The organism is Arenimonas sp. MALMAid1274 (genome assembly GCF_049195245.1).
Taxonomy (GTDB): Bacteria; Pseudomonadota; Gammaproteobacteria; order Xanthomonadales; family Xanthomonadaceae; genus Arenimonas.
In genome coordinates this window covers 655,205-680,395 of sequence record NZ_JBMIRR010000027.1, presented here as the reverse complement: position 1 = coordinate 680,395, position 25,191 = coordinate 655,205, and the positions used below count along the sequence as shown (strand labels likewise).

The following is a 25,191-nucleotide window of genomic DNA, read 5'->3' as shown; positions in this document are numbered from 1 at the left end:
CTCAGCGCACCACATGCCAGCGCGTCTGGCGTCCGGCCAGGTACTGCACGCGGCGGCCGTCGAACAGCGCGCTCTGCTCGAGCTTGATCTGCACCCACTGCCCGCCCCACTCCGGCACCTGCGCCTTGGCATTGCCCTCGATGGCGTAGGCGGTGTCCGGATGCAGCGGCCATTGGCCGCCGTCGGTCCTGCCGCTCTGGTCGTCCCACATGCCGATGGTGGGGCCGACCGAGTGGCCGAAGAAACCCAAGGGATGCGTGTAGGTGCGCGACACGATGCCGGCCTTTTCGGACGCGGTGCGGGTGGCGGCCAGTACTTCGCTGCCGGTGCGCCCGGTGCGGAACTGCGAGGTCAGCAGATCCTGCCAGCGGTTGCCGGTGGCCAGCGCAGCCTTGAGGCCGGCCGGCACATCGTCTTCGCCCAGGCGCGGCACGTAGCCCATTTCCTGGGTGTCGGTGCACAGCTTGAGGTAGCAGAAGCCGACGTCGGTGTGCAGCACGTCGCCTGGCAGGATCACGCCTTCGGCGCCGCAGAAGTCGCTGTCGCGCTCGCAGGCCTGGCCCTGGCGCTGGAAGTTCACGTCCGGCTGGAACCAGGCCGGCAGGCCCAGCGACTCGAAGCGCTGGCGGATGTACCAGGCCACGTCGTCGGTGGTGGTCACGCCGGGCGTGATCACGCGGGTGGAGAAGGCTTCGCTGATCACGCCGCGGGCCAGCGCCACCACCTGGGGATACACCGCTTTTTCGGTGGCGCTGCGGGTTTCGATCCAGCGCACCACCAGGTCCTCGGCCGACACCAGGCGCGAGGCATAACCTTCGGGCAGCACCTCGACCAGGCGCTGGTGCAGCGCGTGGCTCAGGCCGTCGGCCACCGGCCACTGGCGCGAAGTGTTGATGCCGATGCGCTGCGGGTCGCGGTCGGCGATCAGCTTGCCCAGCGCTTTCCACTGCGCGTCCAGGTCGCCGCCCGACCAGACCGAGGTGTAGGGCTCGCCCAGCGGATAGCGGTTGACAACCAGCCGGTCCACGCTGCCGTCGGCCTTGCGGTGGAAGGCCAGCAGCGTGGTGCGGCGCGCGGCATGGCTGGGCTGGGGCACCAGGGTGAAATACACCGGGTCCTCGGCGTATTCGCGCGACAGCACCAGCCACAGGTCGATGCGCGTCTCGGCCATCAGCCGGGGCAGCAGGGTCTCGAAGCGCTCGGCCAGGATGCGGTTCTCGACCGCCACACGCTCCCTCGGCGCCAGCACGGCGTCGCCGCCGGGCACTTCCCGCCCCTGGTCGAAGGCCATGGCCGGAACGGCCAACGCACACAGCAGCGGGGCAATCAGGGAAAGGCGCATGGCGGGTCCTGGCAAGGGTCTGTCACGATGATAATCGCATCGTCCTGCCCGGAGTCAGCCATGGCCCTTTATCGCGTCGCTGCGTTCTGCGATGGCCCCGCAGGCGGCAATCCCGCCGGGGTCCACCTGTCGGACCGGTTGCCGGAACCCGCGCAGATGCAGCACATCGCCGCTGGGCTCGGCTTCTCGGAAACCGCCTTCGCCGCGCCGGAGGGCGACGGCTGGCGCGTGCGCTACTTTGCGCCGACGGTAGAAGTGCCGTTCTGCGGGCACGCCACGATCGCGCTGGGCGCGATGCTGGCGCGCGAGGTGCGCGAAGGCGTGCATGCGCTTCAGCTCAATGCGCAGGCCATCACCGTCGAGGCGCATCGCGACGGCGAGCGCATGCAGGCCGCGCTGCAGTCCCCGCCCACCCGCAGCGCGCGCTTGCCACCGGCGCGCGTGACCGATGTGCTGGCGCTGTTCGGCTGGCAGTCCGGGCAGCTGGATCCGCGTTTGCCGCCGGCCCACGTGCACGCCGGCGCCGACCACCTGCTGCTGGCGGTGCGCGACCGCGCCACGCTGGCGGCGATGCGCTACGACTTCGAGGCTGGCCGCCGTCTGATGAAGGATGCGGGCTGCCTGACCATTGCCCTTGTCCACGCCGAGAGCGACCAGCGCTTCCACTGCCGCAACGCCTTCGCCGCGGGCGGCGTGTACGAAGACCCGGCCACCGGCGCAGCCGCCGCTGCCTTCGCAGGGTACCTGCGCGACATCGGCTGGCCGCACGCGGGCGCCATCGACCTGGTGCAAGGCGAGGACATGGGCCGCCGATCGCTGCTGCACGCGCGAATTGACCCTCCGGCGGGCAGTTCGATCCGGGTTTCGGGCGGCGCGCGGCTGATGGCGCCCGACGAGGCTTAACCCAGTCGCTGCAGGAACTGGATCAGCTGCGCACGCTGGTTCGGGCCCAGCAGGCGCAGGATCGGAAGCAGGCGGCCGATGATCTGAGGCAGTTTCTCCTGCGCGGGGCGCGCATTGCCAGCCACCAGCGCATCGATCAAGGGATCCAGGCGCAGCGTTTCAGTCGCGGCGGCCGACGCCGCGGGTGCGACCGCCGCCGTCGATTCCACGGTCGAAGGCGGCATCGGGGCCGCGGCCCCAGACGCCTCGACGGGGGACGCCGACGCGGCGGCCTCTGTCGCGGCGACGGACGCCGGCGTGTCGGCCTGGGGCGACGCCAGCTGCGCCGTGCACTGGTCCATCAGCGCCGAGGCGTCGGTGGCATCGGCGGTATCCGGGCTGACCACAGCGGACTGCAGCACCACCGAAATCGCCTGGCCATCCTCGCCCACCGGCAGGTTGGCGGCCAGTTCGGAGCGAAGCCGTTCCAGCATCCCGCCGATGCCGATGAGCTCACCGCCCGGAAGCGACAGCGCAAAACCACCCAGGCCGATGCGCGCCGCCGTGTCCTCCTTGCGGATGCGGGCTCGCAGCAACTTCGCCACCTGCTGCACCAGGCGCTCGGCCACGTCGCGGCCCTGGTAGAGGAAGAAGCGGCGGAAGTCCTCGATCTCCAGCCGCACCAGGCTCATCGGCTGCTGGTGCCGGCGCGCGTAGGCAATGTCCTGCTGCAAACGGTCCAGGAACCCGGCCTTGTTGGCCAGCCCGGTGAGCGGATCGAGCGTGCTCTGCGCCTGCAGCTGGCGGGTGATGCGCCGGTTGTTGGCGTGGGCGCGCGCGCGGGCCACCAGGTCGGTGGTGGTGAAGGGTTTGGTGATGAAGTCGGTGGCGCCCATGTCCAGGGCCTGCATGCGCGCCGCTTCGTCGTTCTCGGCGCCGGTGACGATGATCACCGGCAGCGCCTGCACGCCCGGATCGTCCGAGCCGCGGATGCGCGCCAGCAGCTCGTAGCCCGTGCAGCGCGGCATGTTCAGGTCGGTGAACACCACCTGCAGGGTGTCGTCGGCCTTGATCTGCTCCCAGGCGTCTTCGCCGTCCTCGGCGGTGGCCAGGTCGAACTCGTCGCCGAGCATCTTCTGCGCAGCCTTGCGCATCAGTCGGGAATCATCCACCACCAGGATGCGCGAACGCGCCGGTGCCCCACCGTCCATGCCTTCCCCCTCGTGCGAACCGACCCGGGCAATCTAGACCATGCAGCCACCGCGGCCCAGCCACGTGGGTCACAGTTCGGGAATCACGGCCACCAGCGGGGCAAACGTCGACGCCGCCCGGCACCGGCCACCCTACTGCTTGTGGTTGATGGCGCGGCGCAGGTTGTTGCGGGCAGCGGCGTCAAGACGCTCGTGGAAGAAGTCGCTCAGGTAAATCCGTGGCTTGGCCAGCAGCGCCTTGAGGAAACGGCGTCGATTGAGCCTGAACACGAAGCCCGGCACCTTGCCGCGGTACTCCGAGGCGATGGCACGGTCGTAGGCGGCGAAGGCCTCCGCAGACGCGCCCAGGATCGCCATGTCGCAGTCCAGGAAGAGCGCAGCCTCGCGGTCGACGTCCTCCGGCCCCAGACGCCCATGCGCGGCGGTCAGGCGGATCAGCGCCGCGACCCGCTCGCCATCCAGCGCCTGCGGCGGTGGCCAGCGGCGCAGGTGCTCCAGCGCCAGGTCGGCCGAGCGCGCTTCGTTGTCGCGGCGCCCGGCCTCGTAGATGGCGTCGTGGTAGAGGATGGCCCAGCGCACTTCGTCGGGCTGGTGCCAGCCGGGGCCGGCGGCCACCTCATCGAACCGCGCCAGCACCTCCTGGACGTGGCCGAAGTGGTGGTAGGCGCGCGGCGGCGTTGCATACGCCTGCTCGAGCGCCCGCTGCTGGTCTGCCGGCAGCGGCGGAGGCGGGCTCATGGCCTCGCGTCGACGCTGGACTCCGTGGTCAGGGCGTCGATCTGGTGGCGCTGGTAGGCCATGAAGGCCAGCCAGGCCGCAATGATGACGGCCGCCAGCAGCAGGCGGCGCTTCACGGTTTGATCCTTGCGCGCATGCCGCGGGACTCCTGCATCGGATGGGGCGTCGCCATGCGCGCAAGCATAGCGCCCGCCGTGTCCGGCGGGTACACCCGCGCGACGCCGCTCAATCCTGCTCGGCCGCGGCCTCGCGTCCCTGCTGGCGGATGATCGCTTCCTGGCGCGCGTCCTCGATGGACATCAGCACCGCACCGACATCGGCGCGCGAGTCGTCGAACCGGAACTGGCCGGTCAGCGGCGTGTCGGGCCGCAGATCGCCGCGCTCGTACAGCGCCCACATTTCTTCGCCGAAGTGCGTCTGCGCCAATTCGGGCGCGAACCGGCCCAGGCTGTCGCGCAAGTTGTGCACGTCGCGCAGCAGCATCGTTCGCGCGGCGTTGTTGCCGGCGGCGCTGACCACCTGCGGGAAGTCGATGATGACGGGGCCGTCGGGCGACACCAGCACGTTGTATTCCGACAGGTCGCCGTGGATCAGGCCCAGGCACAGCATGCGCACCACGTCGCGCACCAGGCGCTGGTGGAAATCGCGCGCCTGGTCCGGCTCCAGCTCGACTTCGCCCAGCCGCCGCGCGCTGTGGCCCTCGGCATCGGTCACCAGCGACATCAGCAGCACGCCGTGGTGGTAACCATGCGGACGCGGAACGCACACCCCGGCGTCGGCCAGCTGGTACAGCGCATCCACTTCGGTGTTCTTCCACGCCGTCTCCAGCTCGCGCTTGCCGAACTTGGTGGCCTTGCCCATCGCGCGCTGCTGGCGGCTGCCGCGCACCTTGCGGCCCTCCTGGTATTGCACCCGGGCCTGGAAGCTGCGCTGCCCCATGTCCTTGTAGACCTTGGCGCACATCACCTCCTCGCCGGCGCGCACCACGTACACCGAGGCTTCCTTGCCGCTTTTGAGCGGACGCAGCACGGCGTCGATCACGCCGTCGTCGACCAGCGGCTGCAGGCCCTTGGGAATCTTCATCGGTTCAGGTGCATTAACGGAGGTGGGGCATTATGGACCATGCCCTGCCCCGCCCGGTGTAGACTGCGACCGCCAGCTTTCCTGACTGCGCGTCCCGCCGTCCCGCCTGCCGGGCCTCCGCTTCGCCTCCCTTTCTCGCGACTGTCCCCGCCGGGACCCTCGCCCCAAGCAAGCGACCGCCATGAGCATCGTGTTCCGCGACGACGACCAGCTGGTCGACGCCGCCGTTTCCTGCCAGCGCTGCGAGGCCGTCTGCTGCCGCCTCACCGTGGTGCTGATGCCCGACGAGGTGCAGCCGGCCCACCTCGTGGACGTGGACCACCGCGGCCTGGACGTGATGCGCCGCTCCGAGGACGGCTGGTGCGCCGCACTGGACCGCGTGCAGATGCGCTGCGGCATCTACGACACGCGACCCAGCATCTGCCGCAAGTTCGCCATGGGCGGCGCCTACTGCCGCGACGAGCGCAAGAGCTACCGCAAGCTGACCGCTGGCCGCCGCATCCCCATGCGCCTGGGCTGAGTCAGCGGTCGCGGCGCGCGCGTGCCGCCGCGAAGAAGGCGTGCATCAGCGGGTCCGCCGGCAGCAGACCCGGGTAGCGCTGGTCGTGGAATTCCGGGTGCCATTGCACGCCGACGATGAAGCCGTCGCCTTCGTGCCGCAGCGCTTCCACCACGCCGTCGTCGGACCAGGCTTCGACCACCAGCCCTTCGCCCAGCCGGCGAACGCCCTGGTGGTGGATGGAATTGACCTGGCCACGCACGTCCTCGCCATACACGCGGGACAGCCAGCCTCCGGGCACGATGCGGATCTCGTGCAGGTGTTCGTCGTAAAGGTCCACGACATGGTGGGCGTCCCGGGTCACGGCATCCTCGTGCAGGTCCTGGAACAGGCTGCCGCCGCAAGCCACGTTGATCAGCTGCATGCCCCGGCAGATGCCGAACACCGGCTTCCCGGCCGCGGCGAACGCGCGCAGCAGGGCCATCTCGAAACGGTCGCGCTCGGCATCGATGCGGCCGCGGGCGTGAGTGATCGGCTCGCCGTAGAAGGCGGGGTCGATGTCGGCGCCACCCTGCAGGATCAGGCCATCCAGGGCTTGGGCATAGTCATCCGCCGAAACCGTGGCCGGATGCCAGGCGCGTCCCGGCTCCACGGTCGGCACCAGGACGATCATCACGCCCATCGACATCACCCAGTGCGGCACCGACTGCTCCAGGAACTGCAGGGTCTTGCCGCGGAAGCCGAGCTCGACCGGCACCTCGCGCAGCAGGCGCGGACTCAGGCCGATCAGCAGCTTGCGATGCGGATCCGGACTCATGGCGCCGGCGCCAGCGTGGTCGCAATCAGCCAGTCCACCACGGCGCGCAGCGCCGCCGCACGGCTGTCGCCGGCCTCGCAGCGCAGGCCGTAGACCTCGAGCTGCCGGTGGGCACTGGTGCCGTGCGTGGCGATGGCGCGCACGCGGGCCAGCTCCGGCTCGCAGTCCAGCCGCGACGCGGACTCGCCGAGCATCGCCAGCATCGCGTCCAGCCGCGAACCAAACGCGACCGGAGCGTCCGCCTGCTCGTCGACCCAGGTCGCGGCGGTGCCCCAGCGCTTGGCGCGCCATCGGTTTTCGTCGATCACGCGGCGGCTCATCGCGCTGCGCGCGGCGCCGAGTTCCGGGTTGGCCAGGTGCGCATGCACCAGGCAGCGGAACAGCGCCGCCAGCGCCAGAGTGTCTTCCACACGGGTGCAGCTGTCGCAGATGCGCAGCTCCAGCGTCGGATGGGCCAGCGATGGCCGGATCGCCCACCACAGGAAGCTCGCATCGGGAATGGCGCCCTGCCCCGCCATCAGGGCCGCGAACCGGTCGTACTCGTCCTGGTCCTGGAAATGATCCGGGATGCCGGTACGTGGCCACTCGTCGTACGCGGCCTGCCGGTAGCTCATCAGCCCCGTGGGATGCCGCTCCCAGAACGGCGAGGAGGTGGACAGGGCCAGCATCACCGGCAGCCACGGCATCAGCCGGTTCATCAGCTGCACCCGGTCCACGCCGGCCGGCACGGCGCAGTGCACGTGCAGCGCGCACAAGACGTTGCGCCGGCCAACGATCTGGAAATCCTCCATCAGCTGCGCATAGCGAGCCTGGCGCGTCGCCTTTTGGCCCTGCCAGCGCGCCAACGGGTGGGTACCCGCCGCCACCAGGCGATAGTCCATCGATTCGGCCACGCCGGCCACGGCGCGGCGAAGGGCCGGCAGCTGCTCGCGCGCCTGCGCACTGGTCTCGAACACCGGCGAGGCCACCTCTAGCTGCGACTGCAGCAGCTCGGCGCACACGACCCTGCCCGCCCGGCGCTGGCACTCGCGCAGCAGGCCGGTGGGCACGCGCCGCACCAGCTGGCGGCTGCGGGGATGGACCAGGAAAAACTCTTCCTCGATGCCGAAGCTGTGCACGGCCGGGGGCATGGCAACTCCGTAACGGGGCCGGCGTGCTGGGGGAACACGCCGGCCGGGACCCCGACTCTGGCCTGCAAGTCCCAAATCGAACCTGAACCCCTTGTCCCGCGCGCGCGGGGGCGATCAGCCGCCGCGCGCCGCAGCGGCCAGCGACGCCCGGGGCGGCAGTGCGTAGCGGAAGATGCGCGCCAGCACGCCCGAATACTGCCGCCAGAAGCCGCCGGTGTTGTAGTGGATGCCATGGCGCGCACAGATTTCGCGCACCCGCGGCGCAATCGCCTGGTACCGGGTCGAGGGCAGGTCCGGGAACAGGTGGTGCTCGATCTGGTGGCTCAGGTTGCCGGTGAGCAGGTGGAACCAGCGGCCACCCTCGAGGTTGCCCGAGCCCTGGATCTGGCGCAGGTACCACTGCCCGCGGGTCTCGCCCTGCACTTCGCGCGGCGTGTAGGTCTGCACCTGCTCGGTGAAGTGGCCGCAGAAAATGATGGCGTTGGTCCACAGGTTGCGGATCAGGTTGGCCGCCAGGTTGCCCAGCAGCACCCGCGGCCACTGCCAGAAGGCCAGCGCCGGGAACAGCACGTAGTCCTTGAACAGCTGCCGCCCCGCCTTGCGCAGGAACGGACGCATGCGCTCGCGGAACTCGGCGCGCGCCATCCGCCCCTTCACGAAGCGGCCGATCTTGATGTCATGCACCGCCACGCCCCACTGGAAGTTGATCGCCAGCAGGAAGTACCAGAGCGGCTGCAGCAAGGTGGCCCGCGACCAGCGCTGCTGGTCACTCAGGCGCAGCATGCCGTAGCCGAAATCGTGGTCCTTGCCGATGATGTTGGTGTGGTCGTGGTGCTCGACGTTGTGCGAATTCCGCCAGTGGTCGCCATCGCAGACGATGTCCCACTCGTAGGTTTGCGAATTGAACGAGGGGTCGTTCATGAAGTCGTACTGGCCGTGCATAACGTTGTGGCCGATCTCCATGTTCTCGACGATTTTCGCCAGCGCCAGGCTGAGCACGCCCAGCACCCAGCTCACCGGCCCGAAGCCGAACATCAGCAGCCCGCGGCCGGTGATGGCCGAGCCCTGCACGAAGCCGCGCACGCGGCGGATGTGGCGGGCATCGTCGGCACCGACCTGGGCAAAGGCGTCGCGGCGCACCTGGTCAAGTTCGGCCTGGAAGCTTGCCAGCGCTTCGCCTTCGAGTCGGATCTTGCTGGCCATGGCGGGTTTTCCCTGCATTGCGGTGGGTGGGTTCACAGCGCCAGCTCCAGCGCGCTTTGCGGCGTGGAGATGCACAGCTGGATCAGTTCCTCGCCGGGCCCGGAGGCCATGCCGGTGAGCTGGTTGAGCACGGTGCCGCTGCGCTTGAGGCAGCTGCAGCTGCGGCAGATGCCACGTCGGCAGCCGGAGGGCGGGCTCAGCCCGGCGGCCTCGGCGGCCTCCAGCAGCGTCTGTCCGGACTGGGCGATGAAGCTGGCGGCGCCGGAGGCGCGGTGGATCGCATGCCGCGCAGCCGCGGGATCGGGCGGCGTGGCGCGCCTGCCGAAACTTTCCTGCTGCAGTTGATGCCGCAAGCCCGCCTCGGCGTAGATCGATCCGACCAGGGCCATGTAACCCTCGGGACCGCACAGCAGCGCCTCGCGGTCGCGCCAGTCGGGAACAAGCCGGGCCACGTGCCCGGCATCGGGCCGCCCGGCATCGGCGGTGACGTGGCGCAGCACGCGCAGACCCGGCAGCCGTCGGCCCAGTTCCTGCAGTTCGGCGCTGAACAGGCTCTCGTCCGCCGTGCGGGCCACCTGCAGCAGCACCATGTCGCGGCATGACCGGGCAGCAGCCAAGCCGTGCAGCAGCGACATCATCGGCGTAATGCCGCTGCCCGCAGCCAGCATCAGCAGCGGCGCGTCCGCAGCGCGGGGCGCGAAGCCGCCCATGGCCTGGCCCAGGCGCACCACGGCGCCCGGCAGCAGGCCATGGGCGTGCGGGGAAAAACGCCCGTCCGGCGAGCTCTTGATGGTCAGCCGGAGCAGCCCGTCGCGGCGCGGCGCGGTCGAGAAACTGAAGCAGCGCGATTGCCGCACGCCCGCGATCTCCAGGCCCAGCATCACGTGCTGTCCCGGCGCAAAGCCGCGGAACCGGCCGTTGGGACGCAGCCACAGGCTGCGCACCTGCGGAGCCTCGTCCACGACCCGGACGACCCGGCCGCGCGGTTCCTCCAGCGACCAGACCGGGTTCACCAGCGACGCCAGCCGATCCCAGGCCGGCGCGTGGTTGAAGGGCGCCAGCAGCGGGCTGCGCAGCACCCGGCGAACAACCGATACCCGGCGTGGAGTCGATGGAGTGAGCATGGTCTGGCAAGCGTCCGGCATTTGCGTGAACATATGTTTACCGGAATCGGGCCGAGTATCAACTCCAATCCGGCGCCGCCGGTCCGCGGCCTATACTCCCGTTCACCCTCGCCCGGCCCCAGGCCGCAGGAGCATCGCTTGGTGTCGCCCCGCTCCACGACCCGTCCCGAACCGGACGCCCCGGTCACCCGCATCGAGCAGAAGGAGCGCACGCGCCTGCGCCTGGTCGATGCGGCGCTGTCGCTGATCGGCCAGGGCCGCAGCTTCTCGGCCCTGGGCCTGCGCGAGGTGACCCGCGAGGCGGGCGTGGTGCCGGCGGCCTTCTATCGCCACTTCCGCGACCTGGACGAGCTGGGCCTGGCCCTGGTGGAAATGGGCGGCGTGACCCTGCGCCGACTGCTGCGCGAAGCGCGCCGCGACGGCATCCCGCCCACCGACATGCTCCGCGGCTCGGTGCTGATCTACAAACGCTTCGTCGAGGACCGGCGGCTGGTGTTCCGCTTCATCGCCGGCGAGCGCAGCGGCGGCTCCCGCACCATCCGCGAGGCAATCCGGCGCGAGGAAAGCCACTTCGCCTCGGAAATGGCGCAGGACCTGCGCGCCCTGGGCACCCTGCCCGACCTGTCCAGCGCCAGCCTGCAGATGATCTGCGGGCTGGTGGTGACCACCATGCTCAACGCGGCCTCCGACATCCTGGACCTGCCGCCGAACCAGCCCCAGCGCGAGGCCGAGCTGGTGGACAACTTCGTGCGCCAGCTGCGCATCGTGTTCCTGGGTGCGGCGCGGTGGCGCGAGCGCGGCTAGGCGGCGGCGCAGGCCTGCCAGGCCAATTCGAACGAACGTACGCGCGCGGCGTGGTCGAAGATGTTCGCGGTGAACATCAACTCGTCGGGACGGTGCCGGGCGATGAAGTCCTGCACGCCCCGGCGCACGGTGTCGGGCGAACCGACCACGGCGCAGGCCAGGGCCTGGTCCACCCCGGCCTTCTCTGACGGCGAGCAGTAGTCGTTGATCGCGGCGGCCGAGGCCAGGGGCGGGGGCACCAGGCCCGGGCGGCCACGGCGCAGGTTGGCAAAGGCCTGCTGCTGGGTCGTGAACAGTCGCCCGGCCTCTTCGTCGCTGTCCGCCGCCACGACGTTCAAGGCCAGCATCACGTGCGGACGGTCCAGCCGTGCCGACGGCCGGAAGCCGTCGCGATAGGCGCGCACCGCCGCGTCGAGCTGGTCGGGCGCGAAGTGCGAGGCGAAGGCATAGGGCAATCCGAGCGCGGCGGCCAGCCGCGCACCGAACAGGCTTGAGCCCAGGATCCAGGCCTCCACGGCCACGCCCGCGCCAGGCACGGCCTGCACCGCCTGACCCGGCTCGGCCGGCTCGAAGTAACGCAGCAGCTCGACCACGTCGGCCGGGAATTCTTCGGCGTTCTGGTAATAGCGGCGCAGGGCGCGTGCCGCCGCCTGGTCGGTGCCAGGCGCCCGGCCCAGGCCCAGGTCGATGCGGTCCGGGTACAGCGAAGCCAGCGTGCCGAACTGTTCGGCCACCTGCAGCGGCGCATGGTTGGGCAGCATCACGCCGCCGGCGCCGACCCGGATCGTCTTGGTGCCGCCGGCGACATGCCCGATCAGCACCGCAGTGGCCGCGCTGGCGATACCGGGCATGTTGTGGTGTTCGGCCAGCCAGTAGCGGCGGTAGCCCAGCCCTTCGGCAGCGCGCGCCAGGTCCAGGGTGTTGGCGAAGGTCTGCGCGGGCGTGCTGCCCACGGTGACGGGTGCGAGGTCGAGCACGGACAAGGGGATCATCGGAGCGCCTTCTGGGTCATGGCTTCCAACATGGGGACGCGCGGGCCGAACTCCATCCCCGCGCAGCATCGCGCATCTGCGCACATCACGCACAGTGCACGATCACGGCGCGAGAACCGCGCAGTGCGCAGGCCTGTCTGGAAACAAAACGCAGTGCGTGACCAACGCGCAGCGAGGCCAAGCCTTGGCTAGACTCGAAGTCACCTCCGCCCGCAAAGGTAACGATGATGGCTACCGCCCGTTCCCGCAGCACGAAGAAGGCTCCCGCGAAGAAGTCCGCCCCGAAGAAGGCCACCGTCAAGAAGGCCACCACACGGAAGGCCGCCGCGAAGAAGGCTCCTGCCACGAAGGCTGCGAAGAAGAAGGTCGCGCCGAAGAAGGTCGCGCCGAAGAAGGTCGCACCGAAGAAGGTCGCCGCAAAGAAGGTGTCGTCGAAGAAGGCCGTGGCCAAGACGGCCACCGCAAAAAAGAAGAAGACCACCGCCAGGAAGGCGGCGCCGACGACGGCCGCGACCCGCAAGGCGGCGACGAAAAAGGCAGTGGCGAAAAAAGCCACCGCCAAGAAGCCAGCAGCGAAGAAGACCACCCTCCGGAATGCGGCCCCGAAGAAGGCCACCGGCAAGACGGCCGGAGCCAGCACCGCCACCACGAAAAAAGCGACGACGACCCAGGCCGCCACCCCGGCGCCCAAATCACCCTCTCCCCGTCCGGTCCCGAAGAAGGCGCCGGCCACCGATCCGCGCGGCAAGGAGCCGGCGGAGCGCAAGGAGCCGACGCGTCCCGAGCCGGAGTCCGTCGAGTCCATCGACCTGGCCCCGCAGGTGCCGTCGGCCACCGGTCCGATCCACGAAATTTCCAGCAAGGCCCACGTGCCGCTGGTGCGTGAACTGGGGGGCCCCAAGCAGTCCCAGGTCCCGCGGGCGAACTGGCAGCGCAACATCAACCGCAAGATCCCCTGAGCCTGGCCCTCCCGCCGCGCGCCCCCGGGGGCGCGGCGGGGCACGGGGCAACACACCGCTGCCGTTGGGCTATCCTCGGACTCTCCCGTGGAGCCACACCGCACCATGCCGTCCCCGCCCGAGGCCCGCCCGGACAAGCCCCTGCAAGACGACACCGCCATGACGCGGCTGCAGTCGCTGCCTTCGCGCACCTACGGCTTCCGAGTGCTGGGCATGGGCTTGGCCGCGCTGCCGCAGGTGGTGGTAATGCGCGAGATCGATGCCGGGTGGCCGTCGTGGGCCTGGATGTTGTTTGGCTGCGTAGTCTGGCCGCACCTGGCCTACCTGCTGGCGCGCCGCAGCCGCGACCCGTTCCGGGCCGAGCGCCGCAACTTCATGTTCGACTCCGTGCTGGCCGGCAGCTGGCTACCGATGCTGCACTTCAACCTGCTTCCCTCGGCGGTGCTGCTGACCGTGGTCACGGCCGACAAGATCAACTCCGGCATCCGCAACCTGTGGCTGTGGTCGCTGCCGGGCGTGGCTGCCGCCATCCTCGTCGGTGGCCTGCTCACCGGATTCCAGGTGGACCTGCCCTCCAGCCACGCAGTGGTGCTGGCCTGCCTGCCGATCATGATGGTGCACACCCTGGCGGTGAGCCAGAGCAGCTACCTGCTGGTGCGCAAGGTGCAGCGCCAGAACCTGCAGCTGGCCGAGCTGAGCCGGCGCGACATGCTGACCGGGCTGGACAGCCGCGGTCACTGGCAGGCCCAGGCCGACGAACTTCTGCAGCGGCATCACCAGGGCCAGGGCACCGCCACCCTGCTGCTGGTGGACGTGGACCGCTTCAAGGCCATCAACGACCGCCACGGCCACGGCGTCGGCGACGACGTGCTGCTGGCCATCGCCGGATTGATGTCACGGCATCTGCATCCCGAGGCGGCAGTGGGCCGGCTGGGCGGCGACGAGTTCGCGGCCGTGCTGCCGTTGGATGCCGCCGAAGCCGAACGCCAGGGCGAGCAACTGCGCGCCGCGGTGGAACAACTGGCCTTCGATCGTGTCCCGGGCCTGCGCTGCTCGATCAGCCTGGGACTGGCCGAGCCGCCCTCGCCCGGGCTGGCGCTGCGCGAGTGGCTGGAGGCCGCTGATCGCGCGCTCTATCGGGCCAAGCATGGCGGTCGCAACCGCATCGTCGGACGCGAACCGCTGCCCGAAGGCAAGTGAGGCGCGCGCTCAGCGCAGCTGGCTGTCCTTGCTGCCGCGCCGGTTGTAGCCGCTGGACGCCGACTCGCCGGCATCGCGCGCTTCCTGGCAGGGCACGCACAGGCGCACGCCGGGCAAGGCCTTGCGGCGCGCTTCGGGAATCGGGGCGTCGCATTCCTCGCAGCGCTTGAGGCTCTTGCCCTTCGGCAGCTGGCTCCGCGCACGCTTGATGGCATCGGCCACCGTGGCGTCGATCTGGTCCTGCACTGCGCCGTCGCCGGCCCACCCGGTGGCCATGGTCTGCTCCTGAAATAACTCGTCCCTGCCGCTCAGGATGGGGGTCGACGGCGCGCTTTCCAAGGGCATGCGCACCCAGCGCGACACCGCACCTCAGTCCTCCGGGCGAAGGCGAGCCGCCAGGGGCAAGCCGCTGGTGCGCAGCGCCGCGGCGAAATCCTCGGCCACGCGGCGCGCGCCCTCGGGCGAAAAATGCGTGTTGTCCTGTACCCCGGCGGGATAGTTGACGTGCTCGCCGGGCGCCAGCCACAGGAAGAAGGCGCGCGAGGCCTGCTCGCCCGCGGATTCCAGCAGCGCTTCGGTCCGGCGCTGCATGTCGATCAAGGGCACCTGCTGCGCCGCCGCCAGGGCGCGCACCGCGTCGGGGTAGGCACCGTGGCTGTCCCGCACGCGGCCTGCCTGGTCGAACTCGCGCCTTGCCACCGACGTCAGCAACAGCGGCTGGGCCCCGCGCGCACGCACATCGGCCACGAAGCGAGCCAGGTTGGCGCGGTAGTCGGACAGCGGCGTGTAGCGGTCGGGCTTGTTCTGCGACTGGTCGTTGTGGCCGAACTGGATCAGCACCACATCGCCCGGCCGCACGCTGTCCAGCAGCGCCTGCCATTCGCCCAGCTCGATGAAGGTGCGGGTGCTGCGGCCGTTGCGGGCACGGTTGTCCACCACCACCGTGCCCGGGGCGAACTGCTGTTGGAGGTACTCGCCCCATCCACTTTCGGGCCGCTTGGTCTCCAGCTTCGGGGCCAGGGTGGAATCGCCCGCAAGGTGCACCGTGATGGCCGCAGGCCCCGCCTGCGCGGCCGGCGGCGGGGCGACCGGGTTTGCGACCATCAACGTGAGCAACGCGGCGAGCAGCATGTCGGCGGATCCCCTGTCGGTGTCCGGCGATTGTGCGCATTCCGCGGGCCCGGCACCACGTCCGGGCGGGGCTGGGCGCAGCGCCGGCAGTTGCCTAGGATGGGCCCATGACTCGCCCTGCCCGCCCTGCCTACGCGCGACTTCTCCTGCCGGCGCTGCCGGTGCTCCTTGGCGGAATGCTCTCCGTCCTGGCGACCGACGCCGCGGCGGCCGCCACGCCCACCGTCGAGGAGCCGCATGCCTGCGTGCAGGCCCTGATCGCCACGGACGCCGACGGCCGGGTGGACCTGGTGGCGATGCCTCATCCGCGCTATCGGGTCGCGGCGCGCCTGTCGGGCCAGGACTGTGCCGGGTTACCCGGGCAAGAGGTGGACGCGGCGGAACTTTCCTCCCTGCTGCAGGCCCTGCGTTCGCTGGGCGCACGCCTGGAGCAAGGCGCCGAACCCGCGCTGGCCGCGTGTCGCGCCCAGGGCGGGCCCATCCAGTTCTCGTCCCGCGCGCCCCGTGCCGACGGCGCAACGATGAGGTTTTCCCTGCTGGCCTGCGGCGAGGAAATGGCGGTGACGGCCCACCAAACCGGCAAGGACACTGCGCTTGCGCTGCAGGTGGGCGACGCCAGCCCCGGTCCGCAAGCAAGGATGGAGACTGCGCCATCGCCCTGGACCCGCTGGCGCCCGGACCAGCTGCACGTGGACGCCACGCTGACCCGTGACAGCACCGGCGATTCCCGCGACGACAAGGCCAAGCTGCGTTTTGACGGGACCTGGCAGCGCGGCGCCGACGACATCCGTCTCGAGCTGCACGGCGAGTTCGCGCGCATCGGCCAACAGTCCTGGCGTCGCGAGTACTTCGGCCGCCTGGGCTGGATCCACGACTTCGACAACCGCTGGTTCACCCTGGTGGAAGGTCGCGCCGAGCGCGACCGCGTGCGCCTGCTCGGCCAGAATTTCGACTACCTGCTGCTTCAGGGTTCGGCCGGCGGCGGTTATCAGTGGCGCTGGAACCGGCACGGCTCGCTGCGCGCCGCGGTGCTCTGGAACGAATTCACCGTGGACCTGATCGGGACCGGCATCGATATCGGCGTGGGGGTGCCTTCGGCCTACCTCGCGGGCGAATGGAAGATCACGCCGCGCTGGGACGCCAGTGCGAGCCTGCGCTACTACCGCTGGGGCGATGGCGACACCGGCGCTGAATCCGAAGCAGAGCTTGCCTATGCGCTGAGCCGGCACCTGGGCTTCGGCTTCCGCTGGCGCTACTCGCACAGCGCCGCCACGCTCAGCCGCGGCGACGAGGTCGAATCCGAACTCTTCCTGCGCTACAAGTTCTGAAGCGCGCGCCGATCAGGCGTTGAACGAAGGCAGCTGGCGCCCGGACGCGAAGAACATCAGGTACACCAGCCGGCCGTTCTCCAGCGAATCGCCGAAGGCCTCGCCGGCGGTGTGCCACAGCCAGGGCCGCAGCAGCACCAGGCGGTTGAAGCGCATCGGGATGCGCATGGTCATTTCCCACTTCGAATCGTCGCTGGTGTCGCGCTCCAGGATGTCGGCGATCATCTGCTTGGCCGAGGCATAGCCCTTGGCGCGCGCTTCGTCATCGTTGATCGGTGCGCGCTCGGTGTCGGTGGGCCGGTGCCGGAAGAACTCGGTGCCGCCGCGGCAGTCTTCGGGCCGGCTCAGGTAAAGGATGCCGGACCAGTGCGCGGTGTCCACGTGCACCTTGGCCCGCCCCACCTCGCCGGCGGTGGCGATGCGGAACTTGCCGTGCGCCTGCGGCGGCGGCATGGGCACCAGGGGTTCGCCGACCAGGCGCGAGACCTCCTGCTCCAGCCCTTCCAGGTTCAGGCGCTCCTGCGAATTGCGCCCCGGGAACATTCCGGAAACCGGCGGGTAGGTCAGGCCCAGCGCCGCCGCGCGCAGCGCGGTGGCGTTGTCCAGGAAGTCATCGACGATCAGCGAGGTGACGGGCATGGCTGGGCAGGCTAACGAATCCGCGGCGCCCGCGTCCATGCCCCGGCCCGGCAGGCTTCAGTCCTTGGTGTGCGGAGTGGACTCGAGCTGCACCCAGTTGCGGTCGGCCTTGGCGATGTAGCCGGGACGGTCGCGGTTCCAGGTGCGCTGCACGGGCACGTTGTAGTTCAGGTAGAGCTTGCCGTCCACGATCGCGAAGGCCTCGGGCTGGGTCGAGACCTTGTAGCCCTGCGAGGTGCCGTAGGCGCAGTAGCCGCCGTACTGGGGCGCGTAGCGCTCGGGCTGGGCGGCGAACAGGTCGCGGTTGGCCTCGCTGGCGAAGCGCCAGGTGGCGCCGTTCCAGTCCAGGGTGATGCCGGGCTTCCCGGGAACGGCCTTGGCCTCGGTGTGGTACGCGACCGGGTCGTAGCCGCGGATGGCGCCTTCCGGCGTGGCGAAGACTTCGTCCACCGCCATCACGCGCGGCGCAATCAGGACGACGAGGACGGCGAGCAGGATCAGGGTAAGCGGACGCATGGCGGTTCTCCTTGGGGTTTGCCTGATAGAGGCCGGCCCAGGGCGAGAAGGTGCGCAGACGGGGCAGCCGGGGCCCGGATGTGGGACAATCCCGCCCTTCACCCACCCAGGCCCTACCCATGAAAACCAAGAAAGCCCGCGCCCGCCGCCGCGTCGCCCGCCTCCGCGGTCGCTGATTCCCGGCTGCCACCCGTTTCCAGGGGGCCAGCGTCCTCCCGCCGATGGCGGGGCGCCGCCGGCCCTTTTTATTGCCCTGCCCGCGCTCAGGGCAGGGCCGAGAGCTCGGCCAGTCTGGCCACCGTGTTGAGATTGCGTGCCGTACCCACGCTCGCATCGGGCACCACCAGCTTCGACTCGCGCATGCCTTCGCCGTAGTGGATGTAGAGCGCATCGGCCTGGGCCTGCAGCTGTTCCTCGCCCCGCCCCTTCACCCGTGACTCCCAGCCTTCGGGCAGCGGAGCCTCGAGGAAGACCACGATGACGCGATTGCCGGCAGCCCCGGGCCAGGGATTGCCGTCGCGCAGCCTGGCCAGGTCGGCGGGTTGCCGCAGCTGCACGCCCACGGGTTTTCCCGCGTAGTCCTGCAGCGCCCGCGCCAGGCGGGCGCGGGCATCGAGCGACGACATCGCGCTTTCGAACAGCACGTTGCCACTGGCGATATAGGTGCTGACGCGCGAGAAGCCCGCGCTCTCGCACAAGGCGCGCAGGTCGGCCATCGGCAGCTTGCCGGTGCCGCCCACGTTGACCGCGCGAAGCAGTGCGACGTAGCGATTCATTGCGATGGCTCCTTGCAGCTTGCAGGAATCATGCGCCGTCGCGAGGCAATTTGCAGTTCACGTTGCAGCCACTGCAGAAGGCGGATTCTGTTTGCGCCCGATAGTCGGGCCTTCCCCCCGAGGACCGCACGCATGAGCACGCCACAGGAACTTGAAAAGAAACTCTGGAAAGCCCTCGACTCCGACCGCACCCTGATGCTGGGCCTGGACGGCGTCGAAGGCGGCCACTCGCGGCCGATGACCGCACAGGTCGAAAACGAACGCAGCCCGATCTGGTTCTTCGGTTCGCGCGACACCGCGCTCGTGCAGAAGCTGACGCCCGGCCATCGCGCCATCGCCGCGTTCAGCGCCAAGAACCACAGCCTGTTCGCCAGCATCACCGGCACCCTGCACATCGACCAGGACCGTGCCGTGATCGATCGCCTCTGGAACCCGTTCATCGCCGCCTGGTACGAGGGCAAGGACGACCCGAAGCTGGCGCTGCTGCGCCTGGATGCCGAGCACGCTGAAATCTGGCTCAACGAGAACAACCTGCTGGCCGGCGTCAAGATGATGCTGGGGATCAACCCCGAGAAGGACTACCAGGACAAGACGGCCAACGTTGACCTGCGTTGAACCCGGGCCGGGCCTGAGGCCCGGCCGGTTTCACTGCGCCAGCTTGCGGCAGGCGGCCCGGCGGTCGCGATCGTCGCGCTCGAGTTCGCGGCTGGCGCGCAGGCAGCCTTCTTCGGAGCGATAGATGTCCTCGTCCCGGCAACCCCGTCCGTCCACGTGGCAGGACACCAGCTTCCAACGGCCACCGGCCGGGTCGATCGGGGCAGCCGCGAGGTCGGGCGCCGCGACCGGTTGGGGCGCGGGTTCGGGACCGGAGGCGCAGGCGCCGAGCAGCAGCAGGGAGGCGGCGACGGTGAGGCAAAGGCGCGGTTTCATCGGTACATCCTCGTCTGCGGAAGCGGTGCGGGCCCCGGCGGGGCATCGGCGCGAGATTACTCCAGACCGTGGGCCCGGCAAAAGCCATTGCCCGCCCTCGTCGGCCAAGGACGCCTGAGCGGCGATGGACGGCAGGTCATCCCCGCGACAACAGGCCTGGAAGCGCCGACGCGACCGGCTGGCCCGCCTGCACGCGCGCGTGGCCCGCAGCCTGCCCGCCGCCCTGCTGCAGCGCTTCATCGACCGCGACCTGCTGGCCCACGCGGCAGCACTGTCGTTCTACGCCCTGGTGTCGCTGGCACCGCTGCTGTTGCTGGTGCTGTGGTTCACCGCCTCCATGCTGCCTTCGGCCCAGGCGGCCCTGCTGGAACAGATCTCGGCGCTGGCCGGCAACCACGCCGCGGAAGTGGCCGCCACCGTGCTCGACAGCGCGCAGGACCGGCCCGACCTGGGCTCGCTGGCGGGACTATGGAGCACCCTGCTGCTGTTCGTCGGCGCCACGGTGGTGTTCGCGCAGCTGCAGGCCACGCTCAACGCCATCTTTGCCACCGATGCCGAGCAGCTGAGCGGCGGTGCGCTGGTGTGGCTGCGCAAGCGCATTTTTTCTTTCGGCGTGGTGCTGGCGCTGGGCTTCCTGCTGCTGGTGTCCATGATGCTCACCACCGCCGTGCAGGTGCTGTTCGCCAACCTGCCGTCGCTGGTGCCCACCGTGGGCAACCTGATCACGCTGGGCCTGTACGTGGTGGCGTTTGCGCTGCTGTACCACTATCTGCCCGACCGCCGCGTGCGCTGGCGCCAGGCCTTCCTGGGCGGCGCGGTGACGGCTTCTCTGTTCGTGCTCGGGCGCTGGCTGATCGGGCTCTACATCGCCCAGGCCGCACCGGGCAGCGCCTACGGCGCCTTCGGCACCCTGGTGGTGCTGCTGGTGTGGATGTACTACGCGGCGCTGGTGTTCTTCGTCGGTGCACTGATCACCGCGGTCATCGACGAGCGCCTGCAGGCCCGGCGCCGGACTCAGGACCCCAGCCACTCCGGCGCGGGAATGTCGCGGTGGGCCTTGGCCAGCGCGTCCGACCAGCGCTCGCGCACCAGCTCGAAGTAGGGATCGCGCTCGGCGATGCGCTGCGTCACCGCGCTGTCCACCTCGCCTTCGCGGTAGACCAGCAGGTCCAGCGGCATGCCCACGCTGAGGTTGGAGCGCAGCGTGGAGTCCATCGAGATCAGCGCCAGCTTGGTCGCATCCACCAGCGAGGTCTCCGGCGTGATGGCGCGATCCAGGATCGGCTTGCCGTACTTGTGTTCGCCGATCTGCAAGAAGGCCGTGTCGGTGGTGGCCTGGATGAAGTTGCCGGCCGAATAGACCTGGAACAGGGCCAGCTCACCGCCGGCGATCTGGCCGCCCACCAGGAAGCTGACGTCGAAATCAACGCCCTGCAGCTTCATGCCGTCGCCATGGATGTGGTGCACGTGACGTACCGCCTCGCTCACCAGGCCGGCGGCGCGGAACATGGTCGGCACGGTGAGCAGCGATTCGACCCCACCGGTTTCCGGATCCGTCAGCCCGTCCCGGACCAGGGTCAGCACCGCCTGCGACACCGCCAGGTTACCGGCCGACAAGATGGCGATCATGCGGTCGCCGGGCCGATGGAAGCGGTGCAGCTTGGAGAAGCAGGAGATGTTGTCGAAACCGGCATTGGTACGGGTATCCGCCAGCATGACGAGGCCCTGGTCCAGCCGCAGGCCAACACAGTAGGTCATGCGCATCCTCCAGCAGCGGGCCCGTGGCCCAGGAACGGAAGCCGATCCCCGGGCGCGCGCGTCATTCGTCTAGGGCGCGTTGCCGGATCAGGTTCCAGGACCGCAGTTTGCCATCCGCGAGCTGAACCGAGCTGAGGTAGGTTTCGCGGCGCGTGACGCCGTCGTCCACGAACTCCTGGTCGCCCAGCACCACCAGGTGACCCGCAAGCTGCCAGCGCTGCATCGGCTGGATCATGCCGCTTTCGCTCAAGGGCAACTCGGTCGTCCACAGGGTGCGCAGGTCGGTACCCAGGCGGGTGAGCGCGACGCGACCCGCACTGTCGATGCGCGTCAGGTGCCAGACCAGCACGCTGTCGGGCGCCGCGAGCCGCACGGGCACACCCTCGGATCCCCTGGCAACGAATCGTCCCCGGATGAAGGTTGGCGATTCGGGAATCGCGTCCATGCCTGCGATGTGCGGAAAATTCTCGTCGAAGTGCTGCTTGTTCTCGATGCGCCCGCGCCAGAAGCTGCGGCGGGCCAGCGCCCCTTCGTCCAGGATCACGTACGGAAACACGTAGTGCCGACCGAAGGGATCGTTTGCCGCGTCCGCGGCCTCCTTCTCCGAGAACAGGCCGATCCACTGCCCGCCCAGACTGAAGTTGCGCGACGGCGGCTCGCCCATCACCGGACGCAAGGGCAGCATGTGGCGCCGGCCGTCGATCTCCACCTCCAACGGCACCGATCGACTGGGAGGCTGGTAGTCCGCGGCCTTCAGGTCCGGGCCACGGATGACATGGTGGCGTCCGTCGGCGGCCAGCACCACCAGGCCCGCGTCGAAGTCGTAGAACTTGGCGTCGCGGGGCATCACGCCCTTGAGCCCGGCATTGCGCGCTTCCAGGGCCGCGGCATCGGCGACGACGCGGCCGTCAGTGGCGCTCAGGCCCAGCGGCAGGCTGTCGATCAGCAGCCAGACGATGTCGCCGTCCTGGCCCAGCAGTTGCCCGGTCGTGTTTGAACCGATCACGCGCGACGGCCCCGCGCCGCTGGCCTCGTCATCGCCCAGCGTCATCAGGCGCTTGTTCCATGCCGGCCGCGCGCCGGCCGGATCGTAGGCGGTGAGGTCGAAGTGGAAGAAGGTGTCGGTGCGCCAGCTGCCGGCGCTCCGGCTGGATGAAGTGACGCGCACCTCGCGGCTCTCCTCCTGCTTGGTCAGCACCCAGAGCATGGCCTGCCCGCCGTGCTCGACCATGGCCGGCCGGCCGACCACCTGCGGATCCTCCAGGTGGCTCGAGGTACAGGCGGTCAACGCCAGCCCGAGGCACAGCGCCATCGTTGCCCACCCGACCTTCTTGCTTGCCTTGGACATGCCCGCTCCCGGAACGGCCGCCCGTCGGAACGGCCTTCTGGGATTCAACGTGGGCCGGGCCGCGTCAGGGACAGCACCCGCCCTGGGCCCGCGCCGGATTCAGCCTTGCGGCCGGTCGTGCCAGGCCTTGAGGATCGCCGCTTCGCGCGCCCGGTCCATGCCCGCGCGGCGTTCGGCCTGGCGCTCGGCCGGCAGGCTGCGGTACCAGGCCAGCAGGTCGGTCACCGTGGTCGCCAGCGGCCGGAACGTGAGTCCGGCGGCGATCGCCTTGCGGTTGTCCACCTGGCCGTAGCCGCCGTACTCGTGCGCCGCCGGGAACCACACCGGCAGTTCATCGCCGAAGGACACCTTCTGTTCGGTGAGGAAATCCACCGGCACGTGCGTGAACCTGACGTCGCCGCCGGTGACGGCGTGGCAGCCATGCACCATCGCATCGGTGCCCAGCCGGTAGTCCGGACCCACCGCGTTGAAGGTGCCATAAGTGCCCTGCTCGGCCAGCCGCACCATCCACTCACCCAGGTCACGGCCATCGATGATCTGCACCGGATCATGGCCGTCGCCCGGCACCAGCACTTCGCCCCGCTCGGCGATGCGGCGCGGCCAGTAGGTGAAGCGGTCGGTCTCGTCGCGCGGACCGACGATGTAGCCCGGGCGCACGATGGTGGTGCGCTCGCCGAACTGCTTGCGCGCCTCGGCTTCGCTCAGCGCCTTCAGCGGGCCGTAAAGCTCCATGTTGGCGCGCAGGTTCTCGATGGTTTCCGCCATCGCGTCCTTGCCGGTGTAGGCGGCGACGGCCGCGGATTCGGTCATGCCCGGCTTCGAGCCATCGGCATACACCGAGATGGTGGAGATGAAGAGGTAGTGGCCCACCTTGCCCTTGAGCACGGCCGCCGCATCGCGCACCCAGAACGGCAGGCTGGTGGGATTGTCGATGCACACGTCCCACTCGCGACCTTCGAGCGACTTCAGGTCGCCGGTGTTGCGGTCGCCCAGCAGCTGTTCGACCGTGCCCGGCCACTCCGGCGAAGGCCGCTTGCCGCGGTTGAAGATCGTCACCTGGTGGCCGCGTGCCAGCGCGTAGTTGACCTGGAAGGGCCCGGTGAATCCGGTGCCGCCCAGGATCAGGATGCGCAGCGGCTTGTCGGCCTTGGCGATCGCGGGTGCCGCCTGTGCGTTGGCCAGGGACGGCAAGGCGGCGCCGGCGGCGGCCAGCGCTCCCAGCTTGAGCAGGTCGCGACGTGTGGTGCCCATGTGGTGTCCCCCGGCGAGAATGGAGACCGCAGACTGACACCGCCAGGCCCGGCCCACCCGTGGCAAAAGTCGGGGGCCAGGCTCAGGGACCGTCAGGGAACAGGCAACCCAGGATGGCCACCCCGGCGGCCAGCGACGACACACCGATCAGCGGCAGGAACTTCAGCGCCTGCGGCACCGAGCGCGCGGCGAAACGGCGGTGCCAGTCCCAGGGCAGCAGCACCAGGACCGCGCTGGTCACGATCAGCAGCCAGCCCAGCGCGAGGAACACCTGCGAAAACTGCATCAGCGGGGCAACGTGCACGAAGGCCAGCCCGACCAGGATCCGCAGCCCCATCTCCAGGAAGTGCAGGCCGCGCGCGGTCGCGAACCCGCGCAGGAAGCGCCGCGCCATCGCCGGCCGGGCCAGCGCAACCAGGCCCAGGCCAAGCAGGTACAGCGCGGCCTTCACCACCACCAGTTGCGCCAGGAGCGTCAGCATCGGCTCAACGCGGACCCGGCTCGACCGTGAAGGTGAATTCGAGCAGCAGGTACGAGCGATTGTCCGGCTGCAGCCGCGACTGCTTGACCTCGATCGGGCCCACGCCAGGATGCCGCTGCAGCAGCGGCGTGAACGGATCGGGCGCGCCGGTCGGCCAATGGCCCGCCAGCTCGATGCGGATCTGGTCCAGCGGCAGGCCCATGGCCACCGGATCCATCGGCCGCTCGCGCAGGAGGGTGATCACGGTGCCGGCCGGCACGTTGTCGCGCACCCAACCCCCGAAGTTGCTCCAGCCGCGACGACGGTCGATGTCGCCCCACATCCGGTCCGCGGCGCTGGGCATCACCACCAGGTCCTTCGCGGTCAGCGGTGCGGGCACCTGCCCGGGGGGCACCGGCGACAGTCGCCGCCACTCCGAATAGGCGTAGGTGTAGTAGCGGATCGGCTGTCCGAAAAAATTGCCGAAGGAATTCTCGCGGCGCACGTGCCGTTCGATCAGCAGTTCGCCACCTTCGCCGCGGCCCAAGGCCAGGAAGGCCAGGTTTTCGGCCGGATCCCGGCCTGCTGCCGGCGTGAGGTCATAGCCTCCGCCGCCGTGTCGCCAGTCGCGGCGGCACTCGCTCATGCCCATCTGCCATGAGTAGGCCACCGCGGGACCGGGGCGTTCGTTGGCCACGCGGCCCAGGTAGCCTTCCATCGGCTCGCCCAGCACGCCGGCGCGCCAGGCGCGGTAGGCATCCTGGTCGGTCAGGCGCAAGGTGGCGGCCTGCGCGAGCAGGTCCTCGCGACGCGGACGCAGCACCAGGCTCAGCGAGCCGTTGCGGTCGTCCACGATGCTCAGGTAGGTGAAACGCGTGCCTTGCGGCAGGCGACGGTCGGGCACCAGCCAGCCCAGGTCGGCGGCGTCCACGATCCAGTGCCCGCGCAGGTCCTCGCAGCTGCCCTCGGCCGGACGATAGTCGCGCGGCGGCCGGTCGTGGCCGCAGCCGACCATCGCCAGCACCAGCACGGCAATCATCCCCAGGCGCATGCAGGGCCCTCCCCGGCCG

At 69.9% G+C, this 25,191-nt stretch carries 29 protein-coding genes; 8 read left to right on the top strand and 21 right to left on the bottom strand.

All coding sequences use genetic code 11. From position 1 onward, the window contains the following. Position 1: 1 nt before the first annotated feature. Complete coding sequence (locus tag ACOQFR_RS11745) at positions 2–1,342, bottom strand: M24 family metallopeptidase (RefSeq protein ID WP_421382091.1); 1,341 nt, start codon at positions 1,340–1,342, stop codon at positions 2–4. A gap of 60 nt (positions 1,343–1,402) precedes the next feature. Between ACOQFR_RS11745 and ACOQFR_RS11740 the strand changes: the two genes are divergently transcribed. After that, on the top strand, positions 1,403–2,245 hold the full coding sequence (locus ACOQFR_RS11740; RefSeq protein WP_421382089.1) for a PhzF family phenazine biosynthesis protein: 843 nt from the start codon (positions 1,403–1,405) through the stop codon (positions 2,243–2,245). Here ACOQFR_RS11740 and ACOQFR_RS11735 read toward each other — a convergent pair. The 3 genes from ACOQFR_RS11735 to ACOQFR_RS11725 all read right to left on the bottom strand — a co-directional run bounded on the left by ACOQFR_RS11735 (position 2,242) and on the right by ACOQFR_RS11725 (position 5,256). Continuing rightward, complete coding sequence (locus ACOQFR_RS11735) at positions 2,242–3,435, bottom strand: GGDEF domain-containing response regulator (RefSeq protein ID WP_421382086.1); 1,194 nt, start codon at positions 3,433–3,435, stop codon at positions 2,242–2,244. The genes ACOQFR_RS11740 and ACOQFR_RS11735 overlap by 4 nt on opposite strands. 132 nt (positions 3,436–3,567) lie before the next feature. Next, complete coding sequence (locus ACOQFR_RS11730) at positions 3,568–4,173, bottom strand: hypothetical protein (protein ID WP_421382084.1); 606 nt, start codon at positions 4,171–4,173, stop codon at positions 3,568–3,570. Positions 4,174–4,398: 225 nt separating this feature from the next. Continuing rightward, the gene (locus ACOQFR_RS11725) at positions 4,399–5,256 is read right to left on the bottom strand and encodes a PA4780 family RIO1-like protein kinase (RefSeq protein ID WP_421382082.1); all 858 of its coding nucleotides are present in this window, start codon (positions 5,254–5,256) and stop codon (positions 4,399–4,401) included. Between the two features lie 181 nt (positions 5,257–5,437). Between ACOQFR_RS11725 and ACOQFR_RS11720 the strand changes: the two genes are divergently transcribed. Continuing rightward, positions 5,438–5,776 (top strand): YkgJ family cysteine cluster protein, encoded by a 339-nt coding sequence (locus ACOQFR_RS11720; protein WP_421382080.1) that lies wholly within the window; start codon positions 5,438–5,440, stop codon positions 5,774–5,776. 1 nt (position 5,777) lies between these two features. On the opposite strand, the gene ACOQFR_RS11715 is transcribed toward ACOQFR_RS11720, so the two are convergent. From ACOQFR_RS11715 to ACOQFR_RS11700, 4 genes are all read right to left on the bottom strand, one after another. Next, the gene (locus tag ACOQFR_RS11715; protein WP_421382078.1) at positions 5,778–6,572 is read right to left on the bottom strand and encodes a gamma-glutamyl-gamma-aminobutyrate hydrolase family protein; all 795 of its coding nucleotides are present in this window, start codon (positions 6,570–6,572) and stop codon (positions 5,778–5,780) included. Then, positions 6,569–7,702 carry a carboxylate-amine ligase gene (locus ACOQFR_RS11710; protein ID WP_421382076.1) on the bottom strand — a complete coding sequence of 378 codons (1,134 nt, stop codon included), beginning with the start codon at positions 7,700–7,702 and terminating at the stop codon, positions 6,569–6,571. Before ACOQFR_RS11710 ends, ACOQFR_RS11715 begins: the two co-directional genes overlap by 4 nt. Positions 7,703–7,816: 114 nt before the next feature. After that, complete coding sequence (locus tag ACOQFR_RS11705; protein WP_421382074.1) at positions 7,817–8,905, bottom strand: fatty acid desaturase family protein; 1,089 nt, start codon at positions 8,903–8,905, stop codon at positions 7,817–7,819. A 32-nt stretch (positions 8,906–8,937) separates the two neighbouring features. Next, entirely contained in the window at positions 8,938–9,984 is a 1,047-nt protein-coding gene (locus ACOQFR_RS11700) for a ferredoxin reductase (protein WP_421382072.1), read from the bottom strand. 186 nt (positions 9,985–10,170) lie between these two features. Here ACOQFR_RS11700 and fabR point away from each other — a divergent pair, with 186 nt between their 5' ends. Further along, positions 10,171–10,833 carry an HTH-type transcriptional repressor FabR gene (gene fabR, locus ACOQFR_RS11695; RefSeq protein WP_421382070.1) on the top strand — a complete coding sequence of 221 codons (663 nt, stop codon included), beginning with the start codon at positions 10,171–10,173 and terminating at the stop codon, positions 10,831–10,833. Here fabR and ACOQFR_RS11690 read toward each other — a convergent pair. Beyond that, complete coding sequence (locus ACOQFR_RS11690) at positions 10,830–11,825, bottom strand: LLM class flavin-dependent oxidoreductase (protein WP_421382069.1); 996 nt, start codon at positions 11,823–11,825, stop codon at positions 10,830–10,832. The genes fabR and ACOQFR_RS11690 overlap by 4 nt on opposite strands. An 85-nt stretch (positions 11,826–11,910) precedes the next feature. Further along, positions 11,911–12,276: a hypothetical protein gene (locus ACOQFR_RS11685; protein ID WP_421382067.1), complete on the bottom strand. Its 366-nt coding sequence runs from the start codon at positions 12,274–12,276 to the stop codon at positions 11,911–11,913. On the opposite strand from ACOQFR_RS11685, the gene ACOQFR_RS11680 reads away from it, so the two are divergent. Further along, positions 12,269–12,784 (top strand): hypothetical protein, encoded by a 516-nt coding sequence (locus ACOQFR_RS11680; protein ID WP_421382065.1) that lies wholly within the window; start codon positions 12,269–12,271, stop codon positions 12,782–12,784. The two genes, ACOQFR_RS11685 and ACOQFR_RS11680, sit on opposite strands and share 8 nt — an antisense overlap. 105 nt (positions 12,785–12,889) lie before the next feature. Further along, complete coding sequence (locus ACOQFR_RS11675; RefSeq protein ID WP_421382063.1) at positions 12,890–13,984, top strand: diguanylate cyclase; 1,095 nt, start codon at positions 12,890–12,892, stop codon at positions 13,982–13,984. Between the two features lie 9 nt (positions 13,985–13,993). Here ACOQFR_RS11675 and ACOQFR_RS11670 read toward each other — a convergent pair whose 3' ends face one another. Together ACOQFR_RS11670 and ACOQFR_RS11665 are read right to left on the bottom strand one after the other, a co-directional pair. Continuing rightward, positions 13,994–14,260: a DksA/TraR family C4-type zinc finger protein gene (locus tag ACOQFR_RS11670; RefSeq protein ID WP_421382061.1), complete on the bottom strand. Its 267-nt coding sequence runs from the start codon at positions 14,258–14,260 to the stop codon at positions 13,994–13,996. Between the two features lie 93 nt (positions 14,261–14,353). After that, positions 14,354–15,115: a rhamnogalacturonan acetylesterase gene (locus ACOQFR_RS11665; RefSeq protein WP_421382059.1), complete on the bottom strand. Its 762-nt coding sequence runs from the start codon at positions 15,113–15,115 to the stop codon at positions 14,354–14,356. Between the two features lie 107 nt (positions 15,116–15,222). On the opposite strand from ACOQFR_RS11665, the gene ACOQFR_RS11660 reads away from it, so the two are divergent. After that, on the top strand, positions 15,223–16,443 hold the full coding sequence (locus ACOQFR_RS11660) for a DUF481 domain-containing protein (protein WP_421382057.1): 1,221 nt from the start codon (positions 15,223–15,225) through the stop codon (positions 16,441–16,443). A gap of 12 nt (positions 16,444–16,455) precedes the next feature. Here the strand turns inward: ACOQFR_RS11660 and ACOQFR_RS11655 are convergent, their stop codons facing one another. The 3 genes from ACOQFR_RS11655 to ACOQFR_RS11645 form a co-directional block, all read right to left on the bottom strand. Continuing rightward, positions 16,456–17,082: a DUF6445 family protein gene (locus ACOQFR_RS11655; RefSeq protein ID WP_421382055.1), complete on the bottom strand. Its 627-nt coding sequence runs from the start codon at positions 17,080–17,082 to the stop codon at positions 16,456–16,458. Positions 17,083–17,139: 57 nt separating this feature from the next. Continuing rightward, entirely contained in the window at positions 17,140–17,598 is a 459-nt protein-coding gene (locus tag ACOQFR_RS11650; protein WP_421382053.1) for a YHS domain-containing (seleno)protein, read from the bottom strand. Between the two features lie 263 nt (positions 17,599–17,861). Continuing rightward, a complete protein-coding gene (locus ACOQFR_RS11645; RefSeq protein WP_421382051.1) occupies positions 17,862–18,374 on the bottom strand; it encodes a DUF1697 domain-containing protein in 513 nt (170 codons plus the stop codon). 132 nt (positions 18,375–18,506) lie between these two features. Between ACOQFR_RS11645 and ACOQFR_RS11640 the strand changes: the two genes are divergently transcribed. After that, entirely contained in the window at positions 18,507–18,989 is a 483-nt protein-coding gene (locus ACOQFR_RS11640; protein ID WP_421382049.1) for a pyridoxamine 5'-phosphate oxidase family protein, read from the top strand. A gap of 30 nt (positions 18,990–19,019) precedes the next feature. Here the strand turns inward: ACOQFR_RS11640 and ACOQFR_RS11635 are convergent, their stop codons facing one another. Next, positions 19,020–19,304, bottom strand: coding sequence for a hypothetical protein (locus ACOQFR_RS11635; RefSeq protein WP_421382047.1), 285 nt, complete (start codon positions 19,302–19,304; stop codon positions 19,020–19,022). A gap of 124 nt (positions 19,305–19,428) precedes the next feature. On the opposite strand from ACOQFR_RS11635, the gene ACOQFR_RS11630 reads away from it, so the two are divergent. Next, positions 19,429–20,406, top strand: coding sequence for a YihY/virulence factor BrkB family protein (locus tag ACOQFR_RS11630; protein ID WP_421382045.1), 978 nt, complete (start codon positions 19,429–19,431; stop codon positions 20,404–20,406). Here ACOQFR_RS11630 and ACOQFR_RS11625 read toward each other — a convergent pair. The 5 genes from ACOQFR_RS11625 to ACOQFR_RS11605 form a co-directional block, all read right to left on the bottom strand. Next, positions 20,319–21,062, bottom strand: coding sequence for a peptidase (locus ACOQFR_RS11625; protein ID WP_421382043.1), 744 nt, complete (start codon positions 21,060–21,062; stop codon positions 20,319–20,321). The two genes, ACOQFR_RS11630 and ACOQFR_RS11625, sit on opposite strands and share 88 nt — an antisense overlap. A gap of 61 nt (positions 21,063–21,123) precedes the next feature. Beyond that, positions 21,124–22,410, bottom strand: coding sequence for a PA2928 family protein (locus tag ACOQFR_RS11620; RefSeq protein ID WP_421382041.1), 1,287 nt, complete (start codon positions 22,408–22,410; stop codon positions 21,124–21,126). Positions 22,411–22,509: 99 nt separating this feature from the next. Next, the gene (locus ACOQFR_RS11615; RefSeq protein WP_421382039.1) at positions 22,510–23,661 is read right to left on the bottom strand and encodes an NAD-dependent epimerase/dehydratase family protein; all 1,152 of its coding nucleotides are present in this window, start codon (positions 23,659–23,661) and stop codon (positions 22,510–22,512) included. Between the two features lie 82 nt (positions 23,662–23,743). Next, on the bottom strand, positions 23,744–24,142 hold the full coding sequence (locus ACOQFR_RS11610; protein ID WP_421382038.1) for a hypothetical protein: 399 nt from the start codon (positions 24,140–24,142) through the stop codon (positions 23,744–23,746). A gap of 4 nt (positions 24,143–24,146) precedes the next feature. Beyond that, positions 24,147–25,172 (bottom strand): hypothetical protein, encoded by a 1,026-nt coding sequence (locus ACOQFR_RS11605; RefSeq protein WP_421382036.1) that lies wholly within the window; start codon positions 25,170–25,172, stop codon positions 24,147–24,149. Positions 25,173–25,191: the final 19 nt, after the last annotated feature.

Excerpts from the sequence above, each read along its gene's own strand:
- ACOQFR_RS11640 (WP_421382049.1), top strand. The coding sequence starts at position 18,507 with ATGAGCACGCCACAGGAACTTGAAAAGAAACTCTGGAAAGCCCTCGAC.
- ACOQFR_RS11655 (WP_421382055.1), bottom strand. The coding sequence starts at position 17,082 with ATGCCCGTCACCTCGCTGATCGTCGATGACTTCCTGGACAACGCCACC.
- ACOQFR_RS11675 (WP_421382063.1), top strand. The coding sequence starts at position 12,890 with ATGCCGTCCCCGCCCGAGGCCCGCCCGGACAAGCCCCTGCAAGACGAC.
- ACOQFR_RS11735 (WP_421382086.1), bottom strand. The coding sequence starts at position 3,435 with ATGGACGGTGGGGCACCGGCGCGTTCGCGCATCCTGGTGGTGGATGAT.
- ACOQFR_RS11615 (WP_421382039.1), bottom strand. The coding sequence starts at position 23,661 with ATGGGCACCACACGTCGCGACCTGCTCAAGCTGGGAGCGCTGGCCGCC.
- ACOQFR_RS11635 (WP_421382047.1), bottom strand. The coding sequence starts at position 19,304 with ATGAAACCGCGCCTTTGCCTCACCGTCGCCGCCTCCCTGCTGCTGCTC.
- ACOQFR_RS11620 (WP_421382041.1), bottom strand. The coding sequence starts at position 22,410 with ATGTCCAAGGCAAGCAAGAAGGTCGGGTGGGCAACGATGGCGCTGTGC.
- ACOQFR_RS11715 (WP_421382078.1), bottom strand. The coding sequence starts at position 6,572 with ATGAGTCCGGATCCGCATCGCAAGCTGCTGATCGGCCTGAGTCCGCGC.
- ACOQFR_RS11705 (WP_421382074.1), bottom strand. The coding sequence starts at position 8,905 with ATGGCCAGCAAGATCCGACTCGAAGGCGAAGCGCTGGCAAGCTTCCAG.
- ACOQFR_RS11740 (WP_421382089.1), top strand. The coding sequence starts at position 1,403 with ATGGCCCTTTATCGCGTCGCTGCGTTCTGCGATGGCCCCGCAGGCGGC.
- ACOQFR_RS11710 (WP_421382076.1), bottom strand. The coding sequence starts at position 7,702 with ATGCCCCCGGCCGTGCACAGCTTCGGCATCGAGGAAGAGTTTTTCCTG.
- ACOQFR_RS11645 (WP_421382051.1), bottom strand. The coding sequence starts at position 18,374 with ATGAATCGCTACGTCGCACTGCTTCGCGCGGTCAACGTGGGCGGCACC.
- ACOQFR_RS11690 (WP_421382069.1), bottom strand. The coding sequence starts at position 11,825 with ATGATCCCCTTGTCCGTGCTCGACCTCGCACCCGTCACCGTGGGCAGC.
- ACOQFR_RS11745 (WP_421382091.1), bottom strand. The coding sequence starts at position 1,342 with ATGCGCCTTTCCCTGATTGCCCCGCTGCTGTGTGCGTTGGCCGTTCCG.
- ACOQFR_RS11665 (WP_421382059.1), bottom strand. The coding sequence starts at position 15,115 with ATGCTGCTCGCCGCGTTGCTCACGTTGATGGTCGCAAACCCGGTCGCC.
- ACOQFR_RS11605 (WP_421382036.1), bottom strand. The coding sequence starts at position 25,172 with ATGCGCCTGGGGATGATTGCCGTGCTGGTGCTGGCGATGGTCGGCTGC.
- ACOQFR_RS11660 (WP_421382057.1), top strand. The coding sequence starts at position 15,223 with ATGACTCGCCCTGCCCGCCCTGCCTACGCGCGACTTCTCCTGCCGGCG.
- ACOQFR_RS11630 (WP_421382045.1), top strand. The coding sequence starts at position 19,429 with ATGGACGGCAGGTCATCCCCGCGACAACAGGCCTGGAAGCGCCGACGC.
- ACOQFR_RS11625 (WP_421382043.1), bottom strand. The coding sequence starts at position 21,062 with ATGACCTACTGTGTTGGCCTGCGGCTGGACCAGGGCCTCGTCATGCTG.
- ACOQFR_RS11730 (WP_421382084.1), bottom strand. The coding sequence starts at position 4,173 with ATGAGCCCGCCTCCGCCGCTGCCGGCAGACCAGCAGCGGGCGCTCGAG.
- ACOQFR_RS11725 (WP_421382082.1), bottom strand. The coding sequence starts at position 5,256 with ATGAAGATTCCCAAGGGCCTGCAGCCGCTGGTCGACGACGGCGTGATC.
- ACOQFR_RS11650 (WP_421382053.1), bottom strand. The coding sequence starts at position 17,598 with ATGCGTCCGCTTACCCTGATCCTGCTCGCCGTCCTCGTCGTCCTGATT.
- ACOQFR_RS11670 (WP_421382061.1), bottom strand. The coding sequence starts at position 14,260 with ATGGCCACCGGGTGGGCCGGCGACGGCGCAGTGCAGGACCAGATCGAC.
- ACOQFR_RS11720 (WP_421382080.1), top strand. The coding sequence starts at position 5,438 with ATGAGCATCGTGTTCCGCGACGACGACCAGCTGGTCGACGCCGCCGTT.
- ACOQFR_RS11610 (WP_421382038.1), bottom strand. The coding sequence starts at position 24,142 with ATGCTGACGCTCCTGGCGCAACTGGTGGTGGTGAAGGCCGCGCTGTAC.